Below are 15,879 nucleotides of genomic sequence, written 5' to 3'. Positions count from 1 at the left end.
GCAAACAATAGCGCATTTTTGGAAAATGGCGGACCTGCTGGGAGAATGTCGGAACCTTTTTGGCGACATTTCCGGAGAGCTGGAGCGCTGGGGAGCAATTCTAACGGCCCTAGCGGAGCCAGACGAGGAATACGCTGAAGTATCTCCCATGTAGGAATTGAACAAGAGTCAAAGTCTGCAATCAGCTCAAAGTACCAAATGGTGCAAGTGGCACGAATGTCGGCTAATCGGTCACCCGAGAGAGAAGAATAAAATGCTAAAAGGCGCAGTTTTATATGCAAAGAGCCTCGAAAACCTGACTCAGTTTTACCTTCAAATTGGTGGTCAGATTACCGACGAAAGAAAAGGAGAGTTCTCTGCCATTACGAATAGAGGTTCCGAGCTCATTATACTTCAAGCACCAAGCGAAATTGCGTCTCAGATCGTCATCAACGACCCTCCTGCCATTCGCTCAGCAACACCGTTGAAGCTAATACTTGAGACGTCTTCGATTGAAGACACTTTGCACGAAATATTGAAGTTCGGCGGCAGACCTGTTCCGGGTGCAAAGCTCTGGAAATTCCGACAGTATCTTGTTCAGGACATAGTAGATCCAGAAGGAAACGTCGTTCAACTCTGGCAATCAGAATAGGGTCTAAGCGAGCGCTAGTTTGTCATGCTGCAAGGTTCGATTGGTCCGAGTTCGGTCCATTTGGCAGATGTTTGCCCAACATACGCCCGATGGATAAGTTGAGTGACCTAAACTCGACCTTGAAGATTATGAATTAGTTGTTCTGGTACCGCTATATGTGCAGCAAACGCCAGAGCTTCATGAAAAATGGCGGAGAGAGGGGGATTCGAACCCCCGGAACGCTTGCGCGCTCAACGGTTTTCGAGACCGCCCCGTTCAACCACTCCGGCACCTCTCCGCGGCACTTTGAGAAAAACGGGTCTCAAGTGGCGCGGAACATAGACAAGCTCCGTACAGCCCGCAAGTCCGGATTTCAGTTCTTCACCTCGATTGTCGATATCGGTGGAAACCGATTGGAATCCGCGCGCGGATACGCACGGTTGAGCCTGTTTTCAGGCCGTTCTTGACATAGTTGGACCCGGTTCGGGACACGAAAGCACTACGAGTGAGCTTTGTGCGTAGACAAGCGAATTGCAGCCTCTCAGTTGACTTGCCGGAAGAAAGCCGGCTCACTTGCACCAAGCGATTCATTCCGCGGTGCTTTTTAGCAGCGCTCGACCGTATTTCCGTTTGACATCCTCCGCGTGCCGATTATATTGCGCGGGCTCGAAAAGGGTAGCTTTTTCGGGTTTTCTTTGTCGTTCTAGGCCTGCCGGGCAATCAAGCTTTAAGCGAAACCCGTCACAAAGACCTGTCAACCGTTCGCGGGGAGACTGGCGCCTGAGGTCGACCTGAATACAGCCGGATCAACGATCCATCAGGATCTTGAACGGCATGTCAAAAACGAAAAGAAGGACGTGCGAGACATGTTCGCAGTGATCAAAACCGGTGGCAAACAGTATACTGTTGCCGCAGATGACCTCCTGAAGGTCGAAAAACTTGAAGCCGAAGCCGGCAGCACCGTCACTTTTGATGAAGTGCTTATGGTTGGCAACGACACCGACACAACCGTTGGCGCACCGACTGTTGAAGGTGCCAGCGTAGTTGCAGAAGTGGTCGAGCAGGGCCGCGGCCGCAAGGTAATAATTTTCAAGAAGCGTCGGCGTCAGAATTCACGTCGCCGCAATGGCCACCGTCAGTCCTTCACCCTGGTAAAGGTGACCGACATCCTGACCGGTGGTGCAAAGCCGGCCAAGAAGGCTGCGCCGAAAAAGGCTGCGCCGAAAAAAGCCGAAGAGCCGAAAGCCGAAGAAGCCAAGGCTGCAGAGAAAAAAGAAGACGCAGCTGTTGAGCCGCTCTTCACCGCACCGGAAGGCAAGGACGATCTGAAGAAGATCTCCGGCGTTGGCCCGGTACTTGAGAAGAAACTGAACGCTCTGGGCATCACCACCTATGAGCAGATCGTCAACTTCTCAGCGGAAGACATCGCCCGCGTTGATGAGGTCCTGAACTTCAAGGGCCGTATCGAACGCGACAACTGGGTTGATCAGGCCAAGGAACTGGCTGGCAAATAAGCCACCGTTTTCTTAGAGACTGACTAAAAGTATTCGAAGAACGAGGAGTTCTAACGATGGCACATAAAAAGGCAGGCGGTTCATCCCGCAACGGCCGCGACTCAGCTGGCCGCCGTCTTGGCATCAAAAAATACGGCGGGGAAGCAGTGATTCCCGGCAACATTATCGCTCGTCAGCGTGGCACACAGTGGCACCCGGGCAACGGCGTGGGCATGGGTAAGGACCATACCATTTTCGCGACCGTGGAAGGCAAGGTTGAGTTTCAGGCGAAAGCCAACAAACGAACCTACATCAATGTGGTCCCAGTGGCGGAAGCTGCGGAGTAAAGCCGACGTGAAGTTTCGAAGCGCCGGCGTCCCACAAGACCCCGGCAATTCGAGACAGGTCAGCAACCAAAGACCAGTCGAAGATCCAAGGGGGAGATGGGGCGCCATCTCCCCCTTGATTTGTTTTGACTGGAGGAAAAGATGGTTGTTGAAAGTGATGGACTGTTAGACGAAAGCTGTTTGGTTGCGGCCCCGTTGCCGCAGGAAGCGGTTCATGTGCGGCTCGACAAACCGCGAATGGACGATCTGGCCGATCTTGTGTTTTTGGCCAACAACAAGACCGTTGCGGCAAACCTCGCCGCAATGCCTCACCCCTATACGATTGAAAACGCCCGTACGCTTGTGAAACAGGCGGATCGGGTTCGTGACAAGTCGGCTATGTTTGCGATCCGGCTGAAGAGCACGGGCCGGTTGATTGGTGTGGCCAAATATGCGCCCGTGGACGCGGAAGGTCCGGTCCATATCGGCTATTGGCTCGGCGAGCCTTTCTGGGGGCAGGGACTGGCGACTGAGGCCGTGCATGCGCTGGTCGATCATGCCTTCACCTATCACGACATCAATGAACTGCAGGGCTCCTGCAGGGTCACCAATCCGGCGTCCCGTCGGGTGCTTGTCAAATCCGGGTTCCAGTTCAGGGACCAGGCGATGATTCGGTCGATCGGCGCAGGCGGCTCCGTACCAATTGAACGCTACACGCTGGAACGCACCGTTTGGAAGTCTTTGAAAGGATGGGGGCAGGGACGATGACTGGACTGCAGGAATTGAAGACACGACGACTGGTTCTGCGACCGATTGCCATGTCGGATGCTGATGCGATCGTGGAGCTTGGCGGCAAGGATTTTGCCGTTGCCCGCTGGATCAGCTCCTTTGCCTGGCCTTATGAGGAAGGCTCTGCCGAAGCTTTCCTGAAAACGGTGGTCGGAAAGGACCCGCTGAAAACGGAAGCCGTTTTCGCGATCACGCTTGGTGGAGTTTTCATTGGCGTTGCTGCAGTTGAGGCACCGGGAGATCTGGAAGATCTGCCTGACCTGCCGACCATCGGGTATTGGATCGGCCGCGCGTTCCAGGGCCATGGTTATGCCAGTGAAGCGGTGGAAGCCGTGATTGATTGGGCGTTTGCCAGCTACCGGACGGAGGCTATCGCTGCGCGGGCGTTTGAGGACAATTTCCGGTCTCGTGGACTGCTGCGCAAGATGGGTTTCAAGCCTTACAGCATGACAGAGCGGTTCTCCAGAGCGCTCGACAGGCGGGTGTCCAATGTCGTCGTGCGTCTGGCGCGAGCCGATTTCGAGGCGCGGAAGGAAGCGGCGTGAAACTGCCGAGTATGAGAACCGGACGTCTTTCGCTGCGTCCGGTTCAGGAAAAGGAACTCTCGGATCTGGTCCGTCTCATCGACGACTATGATGTCGCCAAGATGCTCACGACTGTGCCGCATCCTTATGCGCTTTCCGATGCGCGCGACTGGCACGGGCAAACCGCGGTAGAAGGACGGGACGGGGAGCGAGCATTTGCGATCGACAAGGGTCAGGGACTGATCGGTGTTGTGACTTGCGGCAAACCAGACGGGACACCTGAGTTCGGATACTGGCTTGCCAGAAGATACTGGGGTCAGGGCATCATGACTGAGGCGGGCAAGGCGGTGTTGGCGTGGCATTTTGACTGTTCGCCCGGCGCACCGGTCTTGAGCGGGGCACTGGACGAAAATCGGGCGTCGCTCAATGTTCTCACCAAGCTCGGATTCACCGAGATCGGGCCATATCGCCTTTCTATCAGGTCGCGGGGAGAAACGCTCCCAGCAACACGTATGAAACTGGAACCGGAAGCTTTTGAGCGGATGCGGGAAGGTAATCATGAGCGCGGTTAGCCTGAAAACAAGCCGGCTTGAGTTGCGGCCGCCAGAGCCGGACGATCTGGAGCGCTGTGCTGAACTCCTCGGTGACTATGAAGTCGTCAAAATGCTCTCGCGCGTCCCTTATCCCTACGACCTGGAAGCGGGAAAGGACTATCTTGCTCGGTCCGTGGAGCGCTGGCGAGACGTGGCATCAGCTGACGAGTTGGGGTTTCATATTGACCATGACGGCCAAATGATCGGGGCGATTGGCTTCAAGACATTGCAGGAGACCCCGAAGATCGGCTATTGGCTTGGGCGCTCCTATTGGGGCAACGGGTTTATGAGCGAGGCGGTCCAGGCTGCTGTAACCTGGCTGTTCCGGAATACCGCGCATGATCTTCTGGCCGGCGAAGCCATGATTGAGAATTCCGGTTCGCTGAAAGTGTTGGAAAAACTTGGCTTTCGTGGGGTTTCAAAAGTTGACTGCGAAAGCGTTTCGCGCGGCAGCTCCGTGCCGGCACTTCGAACGGAAGTCACTCGAACCGAATTTCTGAACGGCCACTGACCGTCGCTGGACCAGGGCCTGACAGCAGGACAAGAAAAAAGAGAAGAAAATGAAATTCCTCGATCAGGCCAAGATTTATGTGCGTTCCGGCAACGGGGGCGCCGGGTGTGTGTCGTTTCGCCGAGAAAAATACATTGAATATGGCGGCCCGGACGGCGGAGACGGCGGTAAGGGCGGCGATGTGATCGTAGAGTGCGTTGATGGTCTCAATACCCTGATCGACTATCGCTACAAACAGCATTTCAAAGCAGGGACAGGCATCCATGGCATGGGGCGCAACCGAACAGGTGCCCATGGTGATGACGTGGTTCTGAAAGTGCCGGTCGGCACCCAGATCCTTGAAGAGGACAACGAAACGCTGATTGCCGATCTGACGGAGCTTGGCCAGCGTGTTCTTCTGATGAAGGGCGGCAATGGCGGTTTCGGCAATGCGCATTTCAAATCGTCCGTAAACCAGGCGCCACGCCGGGCAAATCCGGGTCTGGAAGGCGAGGAGAAGTGGATCTGGCTTCGTCTCAAGCTGATTGCAGACGCGGGACTGGTTGGACTGCCGAATGCCGGTAAGTCCACTTTTCTGGCAACTGTCTCGGCCGCTAAGCCGAAAATCGCCGACTATCCGTTCACTACCCTCCACCCCAATCTCGGTATCGTCCAGATCGATGGACACAGCTTTGCAATGGCCGATATTCCCGGCCTGATCGAAGGCGCGCATGAAGGCACGGGCCTTGGCGACCGGTTTCTCGGACATGTCGAACGTACACGGGTGTTGCTGCATCTCGTTGACGGGTCGGGCGAAGAAGACCCTGGCGAAGCCTACCGTGTCGTGCGCGGTGAACTTGAGGCCTATGGTGCAGGGCTCATGGACAAGCCGGAGATCGTCGCCTTGTCGAAATGCGATGCACTCACGGAAGACCTGATCGCTGAAAGGTCGGCGAGCCTGGAGGCTGCCTGTGGCCAGAAGCCGTTGGTGCTGTCATCGGCAAGTGGCCAGAATGTCGATCGGGCTTTGCGCATGATTGTGCGTGCAATCGACAAGGACAAGGAAGATGCCGCCAATCAGGTGCCTGCGCCTGAACAGGAGGGCTGGCACCCCTGATGTCCAGAAGTCTGAAATCTTTCAATCGGATCGTCGTCAAGATCGGATCTGCCCTGCTGGTTGATCAGGGCGAATTGAAACGGGCCTGGCTCGACGCGCTTGTCTCCGACATTGTGTCTTTGTCGGAGGCAGGAGCGGACATCCTGATCGTTTCTTCGGGCTCGATTGCACTCGGGCGGGGTGTCTTGGGGTTACCGGCAGGCCCGTTGAAACTTGAGGAAAGTCAGGCAGCAGCAGCGGCCGGACAGATTGCGCTTGCGCAGGCCTATGCGGATGCACTCGGTAGGCATGGTAAAAAGGCCGGCCAGATCCTGTTGACGCTCGGCGATACGGAAGAACGCAGGCGGTACCTGAACGCGCGCGCCACCATTGGCATGCTGTTGAAGATGGGTGCCGTGCCGATCGTCAACGAGAACGATTCTGTCGCGACCTCGGAAATTCGATATGGCGACAATGACAGGTTGGCCGCACGGGTTGCCACCATGGCCAGCGCGGATTGTCTCGTGCTCCTGTCAGATATCGATGGGCTGTACACCGCGCCGCCGAGTGAAGATCCTGATGCTGTCTTTCTGCCTGAAGTGCCGCGTATCACGCGAGAGATCGAAGCCATGGCGGGCAGTGCCGGGTCAGAACTCTCCCGCGGAGGAATGAAGACCAAGATCGATGCGGGCAAGATCGCGACAGCGGCCGGAACAACAATGATCATTACCTCCGGCAAGGAACTCAATCCATTGAAGCGCTTGGCTGAGGGTGGGCGGGGAACATGGTTTCCCGCTCTCGGTTCTCCGGCAAGCGCCCGCAAGGCCTGGATTGGCGGGCACCTGGAGCCGCGTGGACGGATAACGTTGGACGAAGGTGCGGTTCAGGCCATGAAATCCGGCAAAAGCCTGCTGCCCGCCGGGGTTTCATCCGTGTCGGGTGCGTTTACGCGTGGGGATGCCGTAATCGTGGAGACCCTGCAGGGGCGCATCATTGGTCGTGGGCTGATCGCATATGACGCAGATGAGGCAAGGCTGATTGCGGGACGCAACAGCCGTGAGATTGAAGCAATTGTCGGATACCCGGGCCGGGCTGAGATGATCCACCGAGACGATCTTGTGCTGGATGATGTCTTTTTGCACGGAACAGGCTAAAAAGTCACAAAACAGGCGGTCTGGTAACCGCAATTTGGGAGTTTGGAAGAATGTTGGAAGCGGTCGAAGCAATGACGACTGAGGATCTGATGGCGGAGATCGGGCAGCGCGCCCGCGCCGCCGGGAATGTCCTGGCGACCGCACCAGCTGATCAGAAAAACGATGCGCTGCGCAAAATGGCGGAGGCAGTTCGTCAGGCAACACCAGACATTCTGGCTGGCAACAAGCTGGACGTCGACGCCATGACCGCAAATGGTCAGACGGCAGCGTTTCTCGATCGCGGCACGTTGACGGCCGAGCGCATCGAAGCCATTGCTGCCGCGCTGGAAGACATCGTTGCGCTTGACGATCCGGTGGGCAGCGTCATGGCGGCATGGGAGCGGCCTAACGGACTGAAGATCGAACGGGTTCGGACACCTCTTGGAGTGATCGGCGTTATTTATGAGAGCCGCCCCAATGTGACAGCCGACGCCGGTGCACTGTGTCTTAAAGCCGGGAACGCTGTCGTTCTTCGCGGTGGTTCTGACACGATCCACTCCAACAGGGCCATTCATGCGGCGCTGCAAAAGGGCCTGTCCGCCGCAGGGCTGCCGGAAGATGCGATCCAGATTGTGCCGGTAACGGATAGGGCTGCAGTCGGCGAGATGCTGCGTGGCCTTGGTGGCAATCTTGATGTGATTGTTCCGCGCGGCGGCCGGAGCCTGGTTGAACGCGTGCAAACTGAAGCGCGCGTGCCGGTATTTGCTCATTTGGAAGGTCTGGTTCACATTTTCCTCGACAAGTCGGCGGATCTGGAGAAATCACTGGACATTGTCGTCAATTCAAAGCTGCGCCGCACCGGCATTTGCGGTGCGCTTGAGACGCTACTGGTGCATGAGGGTGTCGCAAACAGCCATATGCCTCAGATCATCAGGGCTCTTCAGGAAAAGGGATGTGAAATTCGAGGCGACGACCGTGTGCGCGACATTTGTGAAGGCGTTGTGCCGGCAAGTGAAGAGGACTGGTCCACTGAATATCTCGACAAGATCCTGTCGGTGAAGGTCGTGCCGGATCTGAATGCGGCGATGTCTCATATCAGCCGGCATGGGTCCAGCCACACCGACTGTATCCTGTCTGAAGATCAGGCAGCAGCGGACCGTTTTCAGAGCGAGGTCGATTCAGCGATTGTTCTGCACAATGCGTCAACGCAATTTGCCGACGGCGGTGAGTTCGGCATGGGCGCTGAAATTGGCATTGCGACAGGCCGTATGCATGCGCGTGGTCCGGTTGGCGTCGAACAGCTTACCAGCTTCAAATACAAGGTTCGTGGTACGGGTCAGACCCGTCCATGAGACTTCGCGCATGAGTGAAGGAAATCCGGTCTCAGAACTTGACTGGCAGTGGCTGAAATTGCCTCACGCCGAAGCTGGCAATCGCATCGGCATTTTCGGCGGATCCTTCAATCCCCCTCATTCGGGGCACCGTCTGGTTGCGATCACCGCTTTGAAAAGGCTTGGTCTCGATCAGATCTGGTGGCTGGTGACGCCGGGAAACCCTCTCAAGAGCCATTCAGATCTGGCGCCTCTTGATTTGCGGCTGCGTAAGACAAGAGCGCTTGCAGATCATCCGCGCATGAAAGTGACTGCATTTGAGAAAGTGCTCGGATCAGCCTACACCGCGAAAACCGTCACGTCGCTGAGGGCAATAAGGCCGAAAGTCCGATTCGTTTGGGTCATGGGTGCTGACAATCTTGCAAGCTTTCATCACTGGCAGGATTGGCGAGAAATCGTTGGTTCGGTTCCGATCGCGGTGGTTGACCGGCCTGGTGCTTCCTTGTCGACAGTGTCTGCACCTATGGCAAAAGCGTTTGAAAAATATAGGCTTCCGGAGAAGAGTGCGGCCATGCTTCCGGACTTGCAACCACCGGTCTGGACTTTCTTGCACACGCCCCTCGATCAAACGTCATCCACTGATCTGAGGCTAACGAAATCCGGGGTGTGACCGGCAATTTTGCCAAGAAAACCCGCTTGTCTTGAAAATGCCAAAAGGGAAGCGGTATTATAGGGTCGGTCGCGACGAGCGCGGCCGAGGTACGGTCAACCGGTCCTGTCTCCAAAACGGGTGACGTACGAAACCGAAACCATCGGTTCGTGACGACGTTGGGAACAGGGCGGACAAACGGCGAAAGGCACTACATCTGACCATGACCTTTGACAGTGAGCGGGCAACCATGTCCACTCCTCTGAAGGCTTCCGTAAGCAAAGATCTTGCGGCAGACCTCCTCGATACGGTCCTCACCAGTCTTGACGATTCCAAAGCTGAGGACGTCGTTACTCTAAACATCGCAGGAAAAAGCTCCCTGGCAGATCACATGGTGATCGTGTCCGGACGCTCCCATCGACATGTGGGCGCGATCGCGGATCATCTGCTCAAGGACCTGAAATCGGCTGGCGCACGCACCTCAACGGTGGAAGGCCAGGCGACATGCGATTGGGTGCTGATTGATGCGGGCGATGTGATCGTTCACATTTTCCGTCCGGAAGTTCGCGGCTTCTACAATTTGGAGAAGATGTGGGCGCCGGATTCGGATGACGCGCCGCAGTATGTTGGCTGACATACGGCTTTGAAGTCCTGACTTGGCCGGCGGTTGAGCCTGGGCTTCGCGATGCCGATGGAGTGATAACCGGAAACTTCGTTCCGGCGAGGAATTTATGCGCTTTACGCTTTCCTGCATTGGCCGGATGAAGGCCGGTGCGGACAAAGACCTTTTCGACCGATATCTGGACCGGGCGCGCAAATCCGGACGGGGTCTGGGTATTACCGGCGTCTCTCTCTCTGAACATCCTGAAAGCCGTGCGCAGCGGCCTGAAGATCGTAAGGCGGAAGAGGCAAAGGTCATCCAGCAGTCGCTGCCGCCGGGCGCTCGCCTGATTGTTCTCGATGAGCATGGCAAGAACCTGACCAGTCCGGCTTTCAGCCAGAAGCTTGAAGGTTGGAAGGATGAGGGCATTTCGGAAGTTGTCTTTGCTATCGGTGGGGCTGATGGGCACGGTCAGGAGCTTTTGGAACGGGCAGACCTGAAACTGGCGCTGGGTGCGATGACATGGCCGCATCAGATTGCGCGGATCCTGCTTGCAGAGCAGATCTATCGGGCCATAACCATCCAGGCCGGACATCCTTACCACCGGGTCTGACCCATATATGTGCTTCTCAGGAGACAGGGCAACATGCCGCCAATTCTGACGACCGACCGCTTGACGTTGCGGCCGATGAAAATGGACGATTGGCCGAGCTACGAGCAGTTGATGCTATCCGATCGGTCGCGATTCATGGGGGGGCCATTCACCCGCTTCAATGCCTGGGGGCTGTTCTGTCAGGATGTCGCACAGTGGCACCTGATGGATCACGGTGCACTGATGATCGACGACAGTCAGACAGGTGAGTGTCTGGGTCAGGTCGGTATCAATCACGGACCTCTCTTTCCCGAACATGAGCTTGGCTGGTTCGTTTACGCACATGCCGAAGGCAGGGGAATTGCGTTCGAAGCTGCAAGTGCCTTTCGCGATTGGGCGAGAAACCAGCGCCGTCTGCCGGGATTGGTGAGTTATATGGACCCTGAAAACGAACGCTCCGCCTGCCTTGCAAAACGCCTGGGTGCGACGCTGGACAACGATGCGCCGCGACCTGATCCACAGGATATCGTCTATCGCCACTTTGGCGGTTAGGGCGTAAGCTTGGAAGCTAAGACTCCATGCCGCCGGGTTCGGCGGGCCTTGCCGAGCGTTCGAAATGGCGGAAATCTTGGCTTCTGCCCGTATCTCGCCGCATTCGGCGATTATCGCTCAAAGATTACCGGACAAACAAGGTTACGCGATACACCGGTGGAAGGCGTCGTTAGTGAACTATTTATTAGGGTAAACGGTTCGTTAACGCAGACTGTGTATCGGTGAATAAGATAACCTTTTGGGAGCTTAGGCAGGTTGTTACCGGATCGCATCAGATTTGCGAGACCTGGACTTGAGATGCGGATAGTCAAACGACCGCTCTTGAGCTGCCTGCTTGTGGCTGCACTGGCGCTGCCTGCAAACGGATTGGCGACGGAAAGCGTCGACGAGAGTTCTCAGGAGCAGACAGAACTTGCCCCGGAAGTGAACGCAGCTCTGGAGCGGAAGAAACAACGCGAGCAGGAACTGGCCGCGCTCTCTCGTGACATCGACGTATCAACTGATCGGCAGGCCGCCATCGCGCGCGAAATCAGGGCGCTTGATCGGGATCGTGAAACGCTGAATGCGAAAATCATCAGCACGTCCGACACGATCAAAGGGCTTGAAACCGAGCTGACGGCAACGGAACGTCGGTTGCGCGCACTTGGTGAGAACGAAGACGCGGTTCGACTGTCTTTGATTGCACGGCGGGATATTTTGGCAGAAGTGCTGGCAGCCCTGCAGCGAATTGGCAAACGGCCTCCGCCCGCACTTGCCGTGCGCCCCAGTGATGCTCTGTCTGCCGTACGTAGCGCCATTTTGTTGAACGCCGTTATGCCCGAGCTGAAGGTCGAAACCGAGGCGCTTGCCGCCGACCTTGAAGAATTGCACCGGCTGAAAACGGTGATCGCGGATGAAAAGAACCGACTGCGCGGCGATGCCATGCGGTTGGCTGAGGAAAGGTCGCGTCTGGAATTGCTGTTGAGCGCAAAGCGGCAGGAACATCAAAAATCGGTACGCGTGCTGGAACAAGAGCAAAAGCGCGCGGAAGAACTGGCCAACAAAGCCGGGTCCCTGCAGGAGCTGATCGCAAGTCTGGAAGCCGAAATCGAGAGTGCACGTGAGGCTGCGGAAAAGTCGCGCCAGGCTGCTCTGGACGCAAAACAACAAGATTCGCGGAAATTTGATCCGTTCTCTGACCCCGGCCGTCTTGCGCCGGCAATCGCATTTGATGATGCTGTCGGGCAGCTGCCGCAACCGGTCGTCGGCACGTTGTTGAAGGATTTCGGTGAAGAAGATGATTTTGGTGGGGAGACCGAAGGTCAATCTATCGCCACAAGGCCGGGCTCTAATGTAACCTCACCTGCAGACGGTTGGGTTGTTTATTCAGGTCCGTTCCGATCTTTCGGACAGCTCTTGATCCTGAATACGGGTGATGGCTACCATGTGCTCCTGGCCGGTATGGACCGGATAGACGCGGAATTGGGGCAGTTTGTTTTGACCGGGGAACCGGTCGGTGTGATGGGCGCGACCCAATGGGCGAGCGCTTCGACTTTCGGCTTGGGTTCAACCCAACCGATCCTATATGTTGAATTTCGAAAAGACGGCCGTGCGATAAACCCCACACCTTGGTGGGCGCGCACAGAAGAGGAAAAGGCTCGCGGATGATACGGAAAGCTTCCTTGCTGGTTGTCGGTGCTCTGATGGGTGCTGTGGCAGTCACGACCATGTCCCAGATGCCGCTGAACGTTTCAGTGGCGGCCAATGCGGCCGCGACGGACACTTATCGGCAGCTCAATCTGTTCGGTGACGTTTTCGAAAGAGTGCGCTCGGACTATGTGGAAGTGCCTGACGATGCGCAGCTGATCGAAAGCGCCATCAACGGAATGCTGACTTCCCTCGACCCGCACTCCAGCTACATGTCTCCAAAAAGCTTCCGGGACATGCAGGTGCAGACCCGCGGTGAATTCGGTGGCCTTGGCATCGAAGTGACGATGGAAGAGGGCCTCGTGAAAGTGGTGTCTCCGATCGATGAGACACCGGCTGCCAAAGCAGGCGTTCTTGCGGGTGACCTGATCACCTATATTGACGGCGAGCAGGTTCAGGGACTGACCCTGAATGAGGCCGTTGAAAAAATGCGCGGTCCGGTCAACACCGATATCGTTGTGACCATCCGCCGTAAGGGTGCCGCTGAACCGTTCGACATCACAATCACGCGTGACGTCATCCGCATTCGCTCTGTTCGCTGGCGCGAAGAAGACGACGTCGGATATGTGCGCGTCACGCAATTCAACGAGCAAACTTTCGACGGCTTGAAGAAAGGCATCGAGCAGATGTCTGAGAGCATCGGTGAAGACAAGCTGAAAGGCTTCATCATCGATTTGCGCAACAATCCAGGCGGATTGCTGGATCAGGCGATTGCCGTTTCAGACGCTTTCCTGGATCGCGGTGAAATTGTCTCCACGCGAGGCCGTGAGGCAGATGAAACGCAGCGCTACAATGCGCGTGCTGGCGATCTGACCACAGGCAAGCCTGTGATCATTCTGGTCAACGGTGGCTCCGCATCGGCATCCGAGATCGTTGCAGGCGCTCTTCAGGATCACCGTCGTGCCACTATTCTCGGCACCCGGTCCTTCGGCAAAGGGTCCGTGCAGACCATCATCCCGCTTGGCGCTAACGGCGCGATCCGTCTGACAACGGCTCGTTACTACACGCCGTCCGGCAATTCGATCCAGGCAAAGGGCATCGTTCCGGACATTGAAGCTTTGCAGGAACTGCCGGAAGAGCTGGTCGGTCGTGTCGACACCAAAGGTGAGGCTGGACTTCGCGGTCACCTGGAAGCCGACGGTGAAGAGGAAAGCGGCAGCCAGGCCTACGTGCCGGCAGATCCGGAAGACGACACCCAATTGAAACTCGCGCTGGATCTCCTGCGCGGCGTTCAGGTCGACAGCGCATTCCCGCCTGTCTCAGACAGCGCTGCTGTCAAAAACTAACAAGTAACACGCGCTGGTCCGCCAGCGCGTGCCCTCCGTTTCGTTCTGCGTATCAAAACAACAATGATGACGCCGGTAGCTGGTGCGAGTCTCAGCCAGACCCGGTCAACGGGCTCAGGACGGTATGTCGAGCGAAGATCTCACAGCTCCCTTAGGCATGGGCAAACGGCGGCTCGTGAAGCTGCCGTTTGGCCTTATCGGTGCAGGTATCCTCAGTGTCGCAATTACGACCATTGTGGTGTGGGTCGCAGTGGTGGACGATCCCATTGGCGGCGAACCTGTCGCACTCCTGCCGCTGGATGCAGTCGTCGAGGGCGTCACGTCTCACGACATCGAAGTTGTCGAAATCCGACCTGGACTCACCGGTGATCTTGGCCCCAACCTGCGGCCTGAAACGAGCGAGGATCTCCTCGGTCCGCGTTATCAGATGATCGAGCGCCCGGATGGTCTGAGCCACGATGCTCCGGTTGCGAACCTTTCGATCAATCCGGACAACAGGGTTTTTGAGCGAACCGACTACGGTTTCCTTCCCAAGATCAGCGATGCCGGAGTGCGGCCGCTCGATGCTTATTCCCGCCCTGTGGTGAGCGAATTCAAGTCGATCCCGAAAATCGCAGTTGTGTTGAACGGCATGGGGTTGAGTGAAACCGGAACGCAAAACGCAATCGACAGCCTTCCGGCAGACATAACCTTTGCCATGGCCCCTTACGGCGACGATCTTGACCTTTGGATGCAGCAGGCGCGCACCAGAGGCCATGAGCTTTTGCTGCAATTACCGCTGGAGCCGTTTGATTTCCCGGACAACGATCCAGGTCCACACACGCTGCTGGTCAGTCTGAAACCCGTGGAAATGATGGATCGGTTGGCTTACCTCCTGACCCGAGCAACCAACTATGTCGGCGTCATTCCTGAAATGGGTGCACGGTTCACCTCCACGAAGCCATCCATGGACTATCTCATGGAGAAGCTTAAGTCCCGTGGACTGATGTTTGTCGACAATGGAGCATCTTCGCGCAGCCTTGCGCCCCAGGTGGCCGGCGATCAGCGCATACCCTATAGCGGGGTCGACGTTGTTCTGGACGAAGTTCCGCGGGACGATCACATTGATGCCAAGCTGCTTCAGCTTGAAAGTATTGCTCGCGCACGGGGTGTCGCGGTGGCATCCGGATCTGCGCTACCCGTTACGGTTCGCCAGCTCAAAGAATGGGTTCAGGACCTTGAACAACGCGGTTTGCAGTTGGTACCGATCAGCGCGACCATTGATCGATAGAGTGTTTGCGGCCATGGGCCCCGATATTCAGGGTTTGATTTGATCGTGTCGCTAACAGTGTGTGTTTCCAATAGGTGATTTCGTGACAAAGCTTGAACTTGGCCCCGGTTTTCCAGAGCCTTCTGGAGGCCTGCCCTACCGCCCTTGTGTCGGTATCATGCTGATTAACAAGCACGGCATGGTTTGGATCGGCAGTCGCGACGATGGCGGAAGTTCCGCTAACTATGAATTCTCGTGGCAAATGCCCCAAGGCGGGATCGACAAGGGCGAAACCCCTGAACGGGCGGCCCGGCGCGAGCTCTATGAGGAAACTTCCGTCAGGACGATCAGTCTGCTCGAAGAAGCGCCGGAATGGTTCGCGTATGACTATCCTCCGGAAGTGGTGCAACGGAGCCGCAAGGGTAAATACAGAGGTCAGGCGCAGCGTTGGGTTGCTTATCGTTTCGATGGGGACGACGACGAAATCAACATTCTGGTACCGCCGGACGGACACTCAGCGGAATTCAGCAAGTGGCGCTGGGAACATGCAGCACAGCTTCCCGGTCTGATTGTTCCGTTCAAGCGCCCGGTCTATGAACGCGTCGTCGCAGCATTCTCACACCTGACCGACTGAATAGCCTGCGGTTGGTACGAGCGTTCGCTCGAATGGCCGCGGGCTTTGATGACCCGCGTCCTGCAACGCTACGGTGAAATTTGCCGTGACTAAAAATTGTGCTGAACCGGTGACGAAGTCATCGTCAAAGCGTCAGCAATTGAAGTCCGTTTGACGTTTTTGAAACAGACAGGCCATAGACGCCTCGCTAACATCCCGCCGAATTGAGACGTTTTGAAGCAAAACCGCCTTGCGGATTTGAAATT

Annotated in this window: 18 protein-coding genes and 1 tRNA gene; 18 read left to right on the top strand and 1 reads right to left on the bottom strand. The window is 56.5% G+C overall.

The annotated features are described in order from the left end of the window. Positions 1-253: 253 nt before the first annotated feature. The gene (locus tag FIV00_RS27785) at positions 254-631 is read left to right on the top strand and encodes a hypothetical protein (RefSeq protein WP_152503741.1); all 378 of its coding nucleotides are present in this window, start codon (positions 254-256) and stop codon (positions 629-631) included. 187 nt (positions 632-818) lie between these two features. Here the strand turns inward: FIV00_RS27785 and FIV00_RS27780 are convergent. Beyond that, positions 819-908 (bottom strand) — tRNA-Ser (locus tag FIV00_RS27780). A gap of 568 nt (positions 909-1,476) precedes the next feature. Here FIV00_RS27780 and FIV00_RS27775 point away from each other — a divergent pair. The 17 genes from FIV00_RS27775 (at position 1,477) to FIV00_RS27695 (ending at position 15,634) form a co-directional block, all read left to right on the top strand. After that, entirely contained in the window at positions 1,477-2,124 is a 648-nt protein-coding gene (locus tag FIV00_RS27775; RefSeq protein ID WP_152503740.1) for a 50S ribosomal protein L21, read from the top strand. Between the two features lie 56 nt (positions 2,125-2,180). Then, the gene (rpmA, locus tag FIV00_RS27770; RefSeq protein WP_152503739.1) at positions 2,181-2,450 is read left to right on the top strand and encodes a 50S ribosomal protein L27; all 270 of its coding nucleotides are present in this window, start codon (positions 2,181-2,183) and stop codon (positions 2,448-2,450) included. Between the two features lie 141 nt (positions 2,451-2,591). Further along, positions 2,592-3,197 (top strand): GNAT family N-acetyltransferase, encoded by a 606-nt coding sequence (locus FIV00_RS27765; protein ID WP_173006191.1) that lies wholly within the window; start codon positions 2,592-2,594, stop codon positions 3,195-3,197. Then, entirely contained in the window at positions 3,194-3,763 is a 570-nt protein-coding gene (locus FIV00_RS27760; RefSeq protein WP_152503738.1) for a GNAT family N-acetyltransferase, read from the top strand. Before FIV00_RS27765 ends, FIV00_RS27760 begins: the two co-directional genes overlap by 4 nt. Beyond that, a complete protein-coding gene (locus FIV00_RS27755) occupies positions 3,760-4,314 on the top strand; it encodes a GNAT family N-acetyltransferase (RefSeq protein WP_152503737.1) in 555 nt (184 codons plus the stop codon). The genes FIV00_RS27760 and FIV00_RS27755 overlap by 4 nt, the downstream gene beginning before the upstream one ends. After that, positions 4,301-4,846 (top strand): GNAT family N-acetyltransferase, encoded by a 546-nt coding sequence (locus FIV00_RS27750; RefSeq protein ID WP_152503736.1) that lies wholly within the window; start codon positions 4,301-4,303, stop codon positions 4,844-4,846. The genes FIV00_RS27755 and FIV00_RS27750 overlap by 14 nt, the downstream gene beginning before the upstream one ends. A 49-nt stretch (positions 4,847-4,895) precedes the next feature. Then, positions 4,896-5,942: a GTPase ObgE gene (gene obgE, locus FIV00_RS27745; RefSeq protein WP_152503735.1), complete on the top strand. Its 1,047-nt coding sequence runs from the start codon at positions 4,896-4,898 to the stop codon at positions 5,940-5,942. Further along, positions 5,939-7,075, top strand: a complete 1,137-nt coding sequence (gene proB / locus FIV00_RS27740) for a glutamate 5-kinase (protein ID WP_371419598.1) — start codon at positions 5,939-5,941, stop codon at positions 7,073-7,075. The genes obgE and proB overlap by 4 nt, the downstream gene beginning before the upstream one ends. A gap of 50 nt (positions 7,076-7,125) precedes the next feature. Then, complete coding sequence (locus FIV00_RS27735) at positions 7,126-8,406, top strand: glutamate-5-semialdehyde dehydrogenase (protein ID WP_152503733.1); 1,281 nt, start codon at positions 7,126-7,128, stop codon at positions 8,404-8,406. A gap of 10 nt (positions 8,407-8,416) precedes the next feature. Further along, positions 8,417-9,055, top strand: coding sequence for a nicotinate-nucleotide adenylyltransferase (locus FIV00_RS27730; RefSeq protein WP_152503732.1), 639 nt, complete (start codon positions 8,417-8,419; stop codon positions 9,053-9,055). Between the two features lie 202 nt (positions 9,056-9,257). Next, entirely contained in the window at positions 9,258-9,668 is a 411-nt protein-coding gene (gene rsfS, locus FIV00_RS27725; RefSeq protein WP_209006734.1) for a ribosome silencing factor, read from the top strand. A gap of 97 nt (positions 9,669-9,765) precedes the next feature. Then, on the top strand, positions 9,766-10,248 hold the full coding sequence (gene rlmH, locus FIV00_RS27720) for a 23S rRNA (pseudouridine(1915)-N(3))-methyltransferase RlmH (RefSeq protein ID WP_152503731.1): 483 nt from the start codon (positions 9,766-9,768) through the stop codon (positions 10,246-10,248). Positions 10,249-10,281: 33 nt separating this feature from the next. Beyond that, complete coding sequence (locus FIV00_RS27715; protein WP_152503730.1) at positions 10,282-10,779, top strand: GNAT family N-acetyltransferase; 498 nt, start codon at positions 10,282-10,284, stop codon at positions 10,777-10,779. A 297-nt stretch (positions 10,780-11,076) separates the two neighbouring features. Further along, a complete protein-coding gene (locus FIV00_RS27710) occupies positions 11,077-12,426 on the top strand; it encodes a murein hydrolase activator EnvC (RefSeq protein WP_152503729.1) in 1,350 nt (449 codons plus the stop codon). After that, positions 12,423-13,751 carry a S41 family peptidase gene (locus tag FIV00_RS27705; RefSeq protein ID WP_152503728.1) on the top strand — a complete coding sequence of 443 codons (1,329 nt, stop codon included), beginning with the start codon at positions 12,423-12,425 and terminating at the stop codon, positions 13,749-13,751. Before FIV00_RS27710 ends, FIV00_RS27705 begins: the two co-directional genes overlap by 4 nt. A 124-nt stretch (positions 13,752-13,875) precedes the next feature. Then, positions 13,876-15,021 (top strand): divergent polysaccharide deacetylase family protein, encoded by a 1,146-nt coding sequence (locus FIV00_RS27700; protein WP_209006733.1) that lies wholly within the window; start codon positions 13,876-13,878, stop codon positions 15,019-15,021. 82 nt (positions 15,022-15,103) lie between these two features. Further along, the gene (locus FIV00_RS27695; protein WP_152503727.1) at positions 15,104-15,634 is read left to right on the top strand and encodes an RNA pyrophosphohydrolase; all 531 of its coding nucleotides are present in this window, start codon (positions 15,104-15,106) and stop codon (positions 15,632-15,634) included. The last annotated feature ends 245 nt before the right edge of the window (positions 15,635-15,879 follow it).

The organism is Labrenzia sp. THAF82, from assembly GCF_009363435.1.
In the GTDB taxonomy this organism is placed as follows: Bacteria; Pseudomonadota; Alphaproteobacteria; order Rhizobiales; family Stappiaceae; genus Roseibium; species Roseibium porphyridii.
The sequence above is the reverse complement of the archived record's forward strand: the minus strand, read 5'-3'. Positions and strand labels throughout refer to the sequence as shown.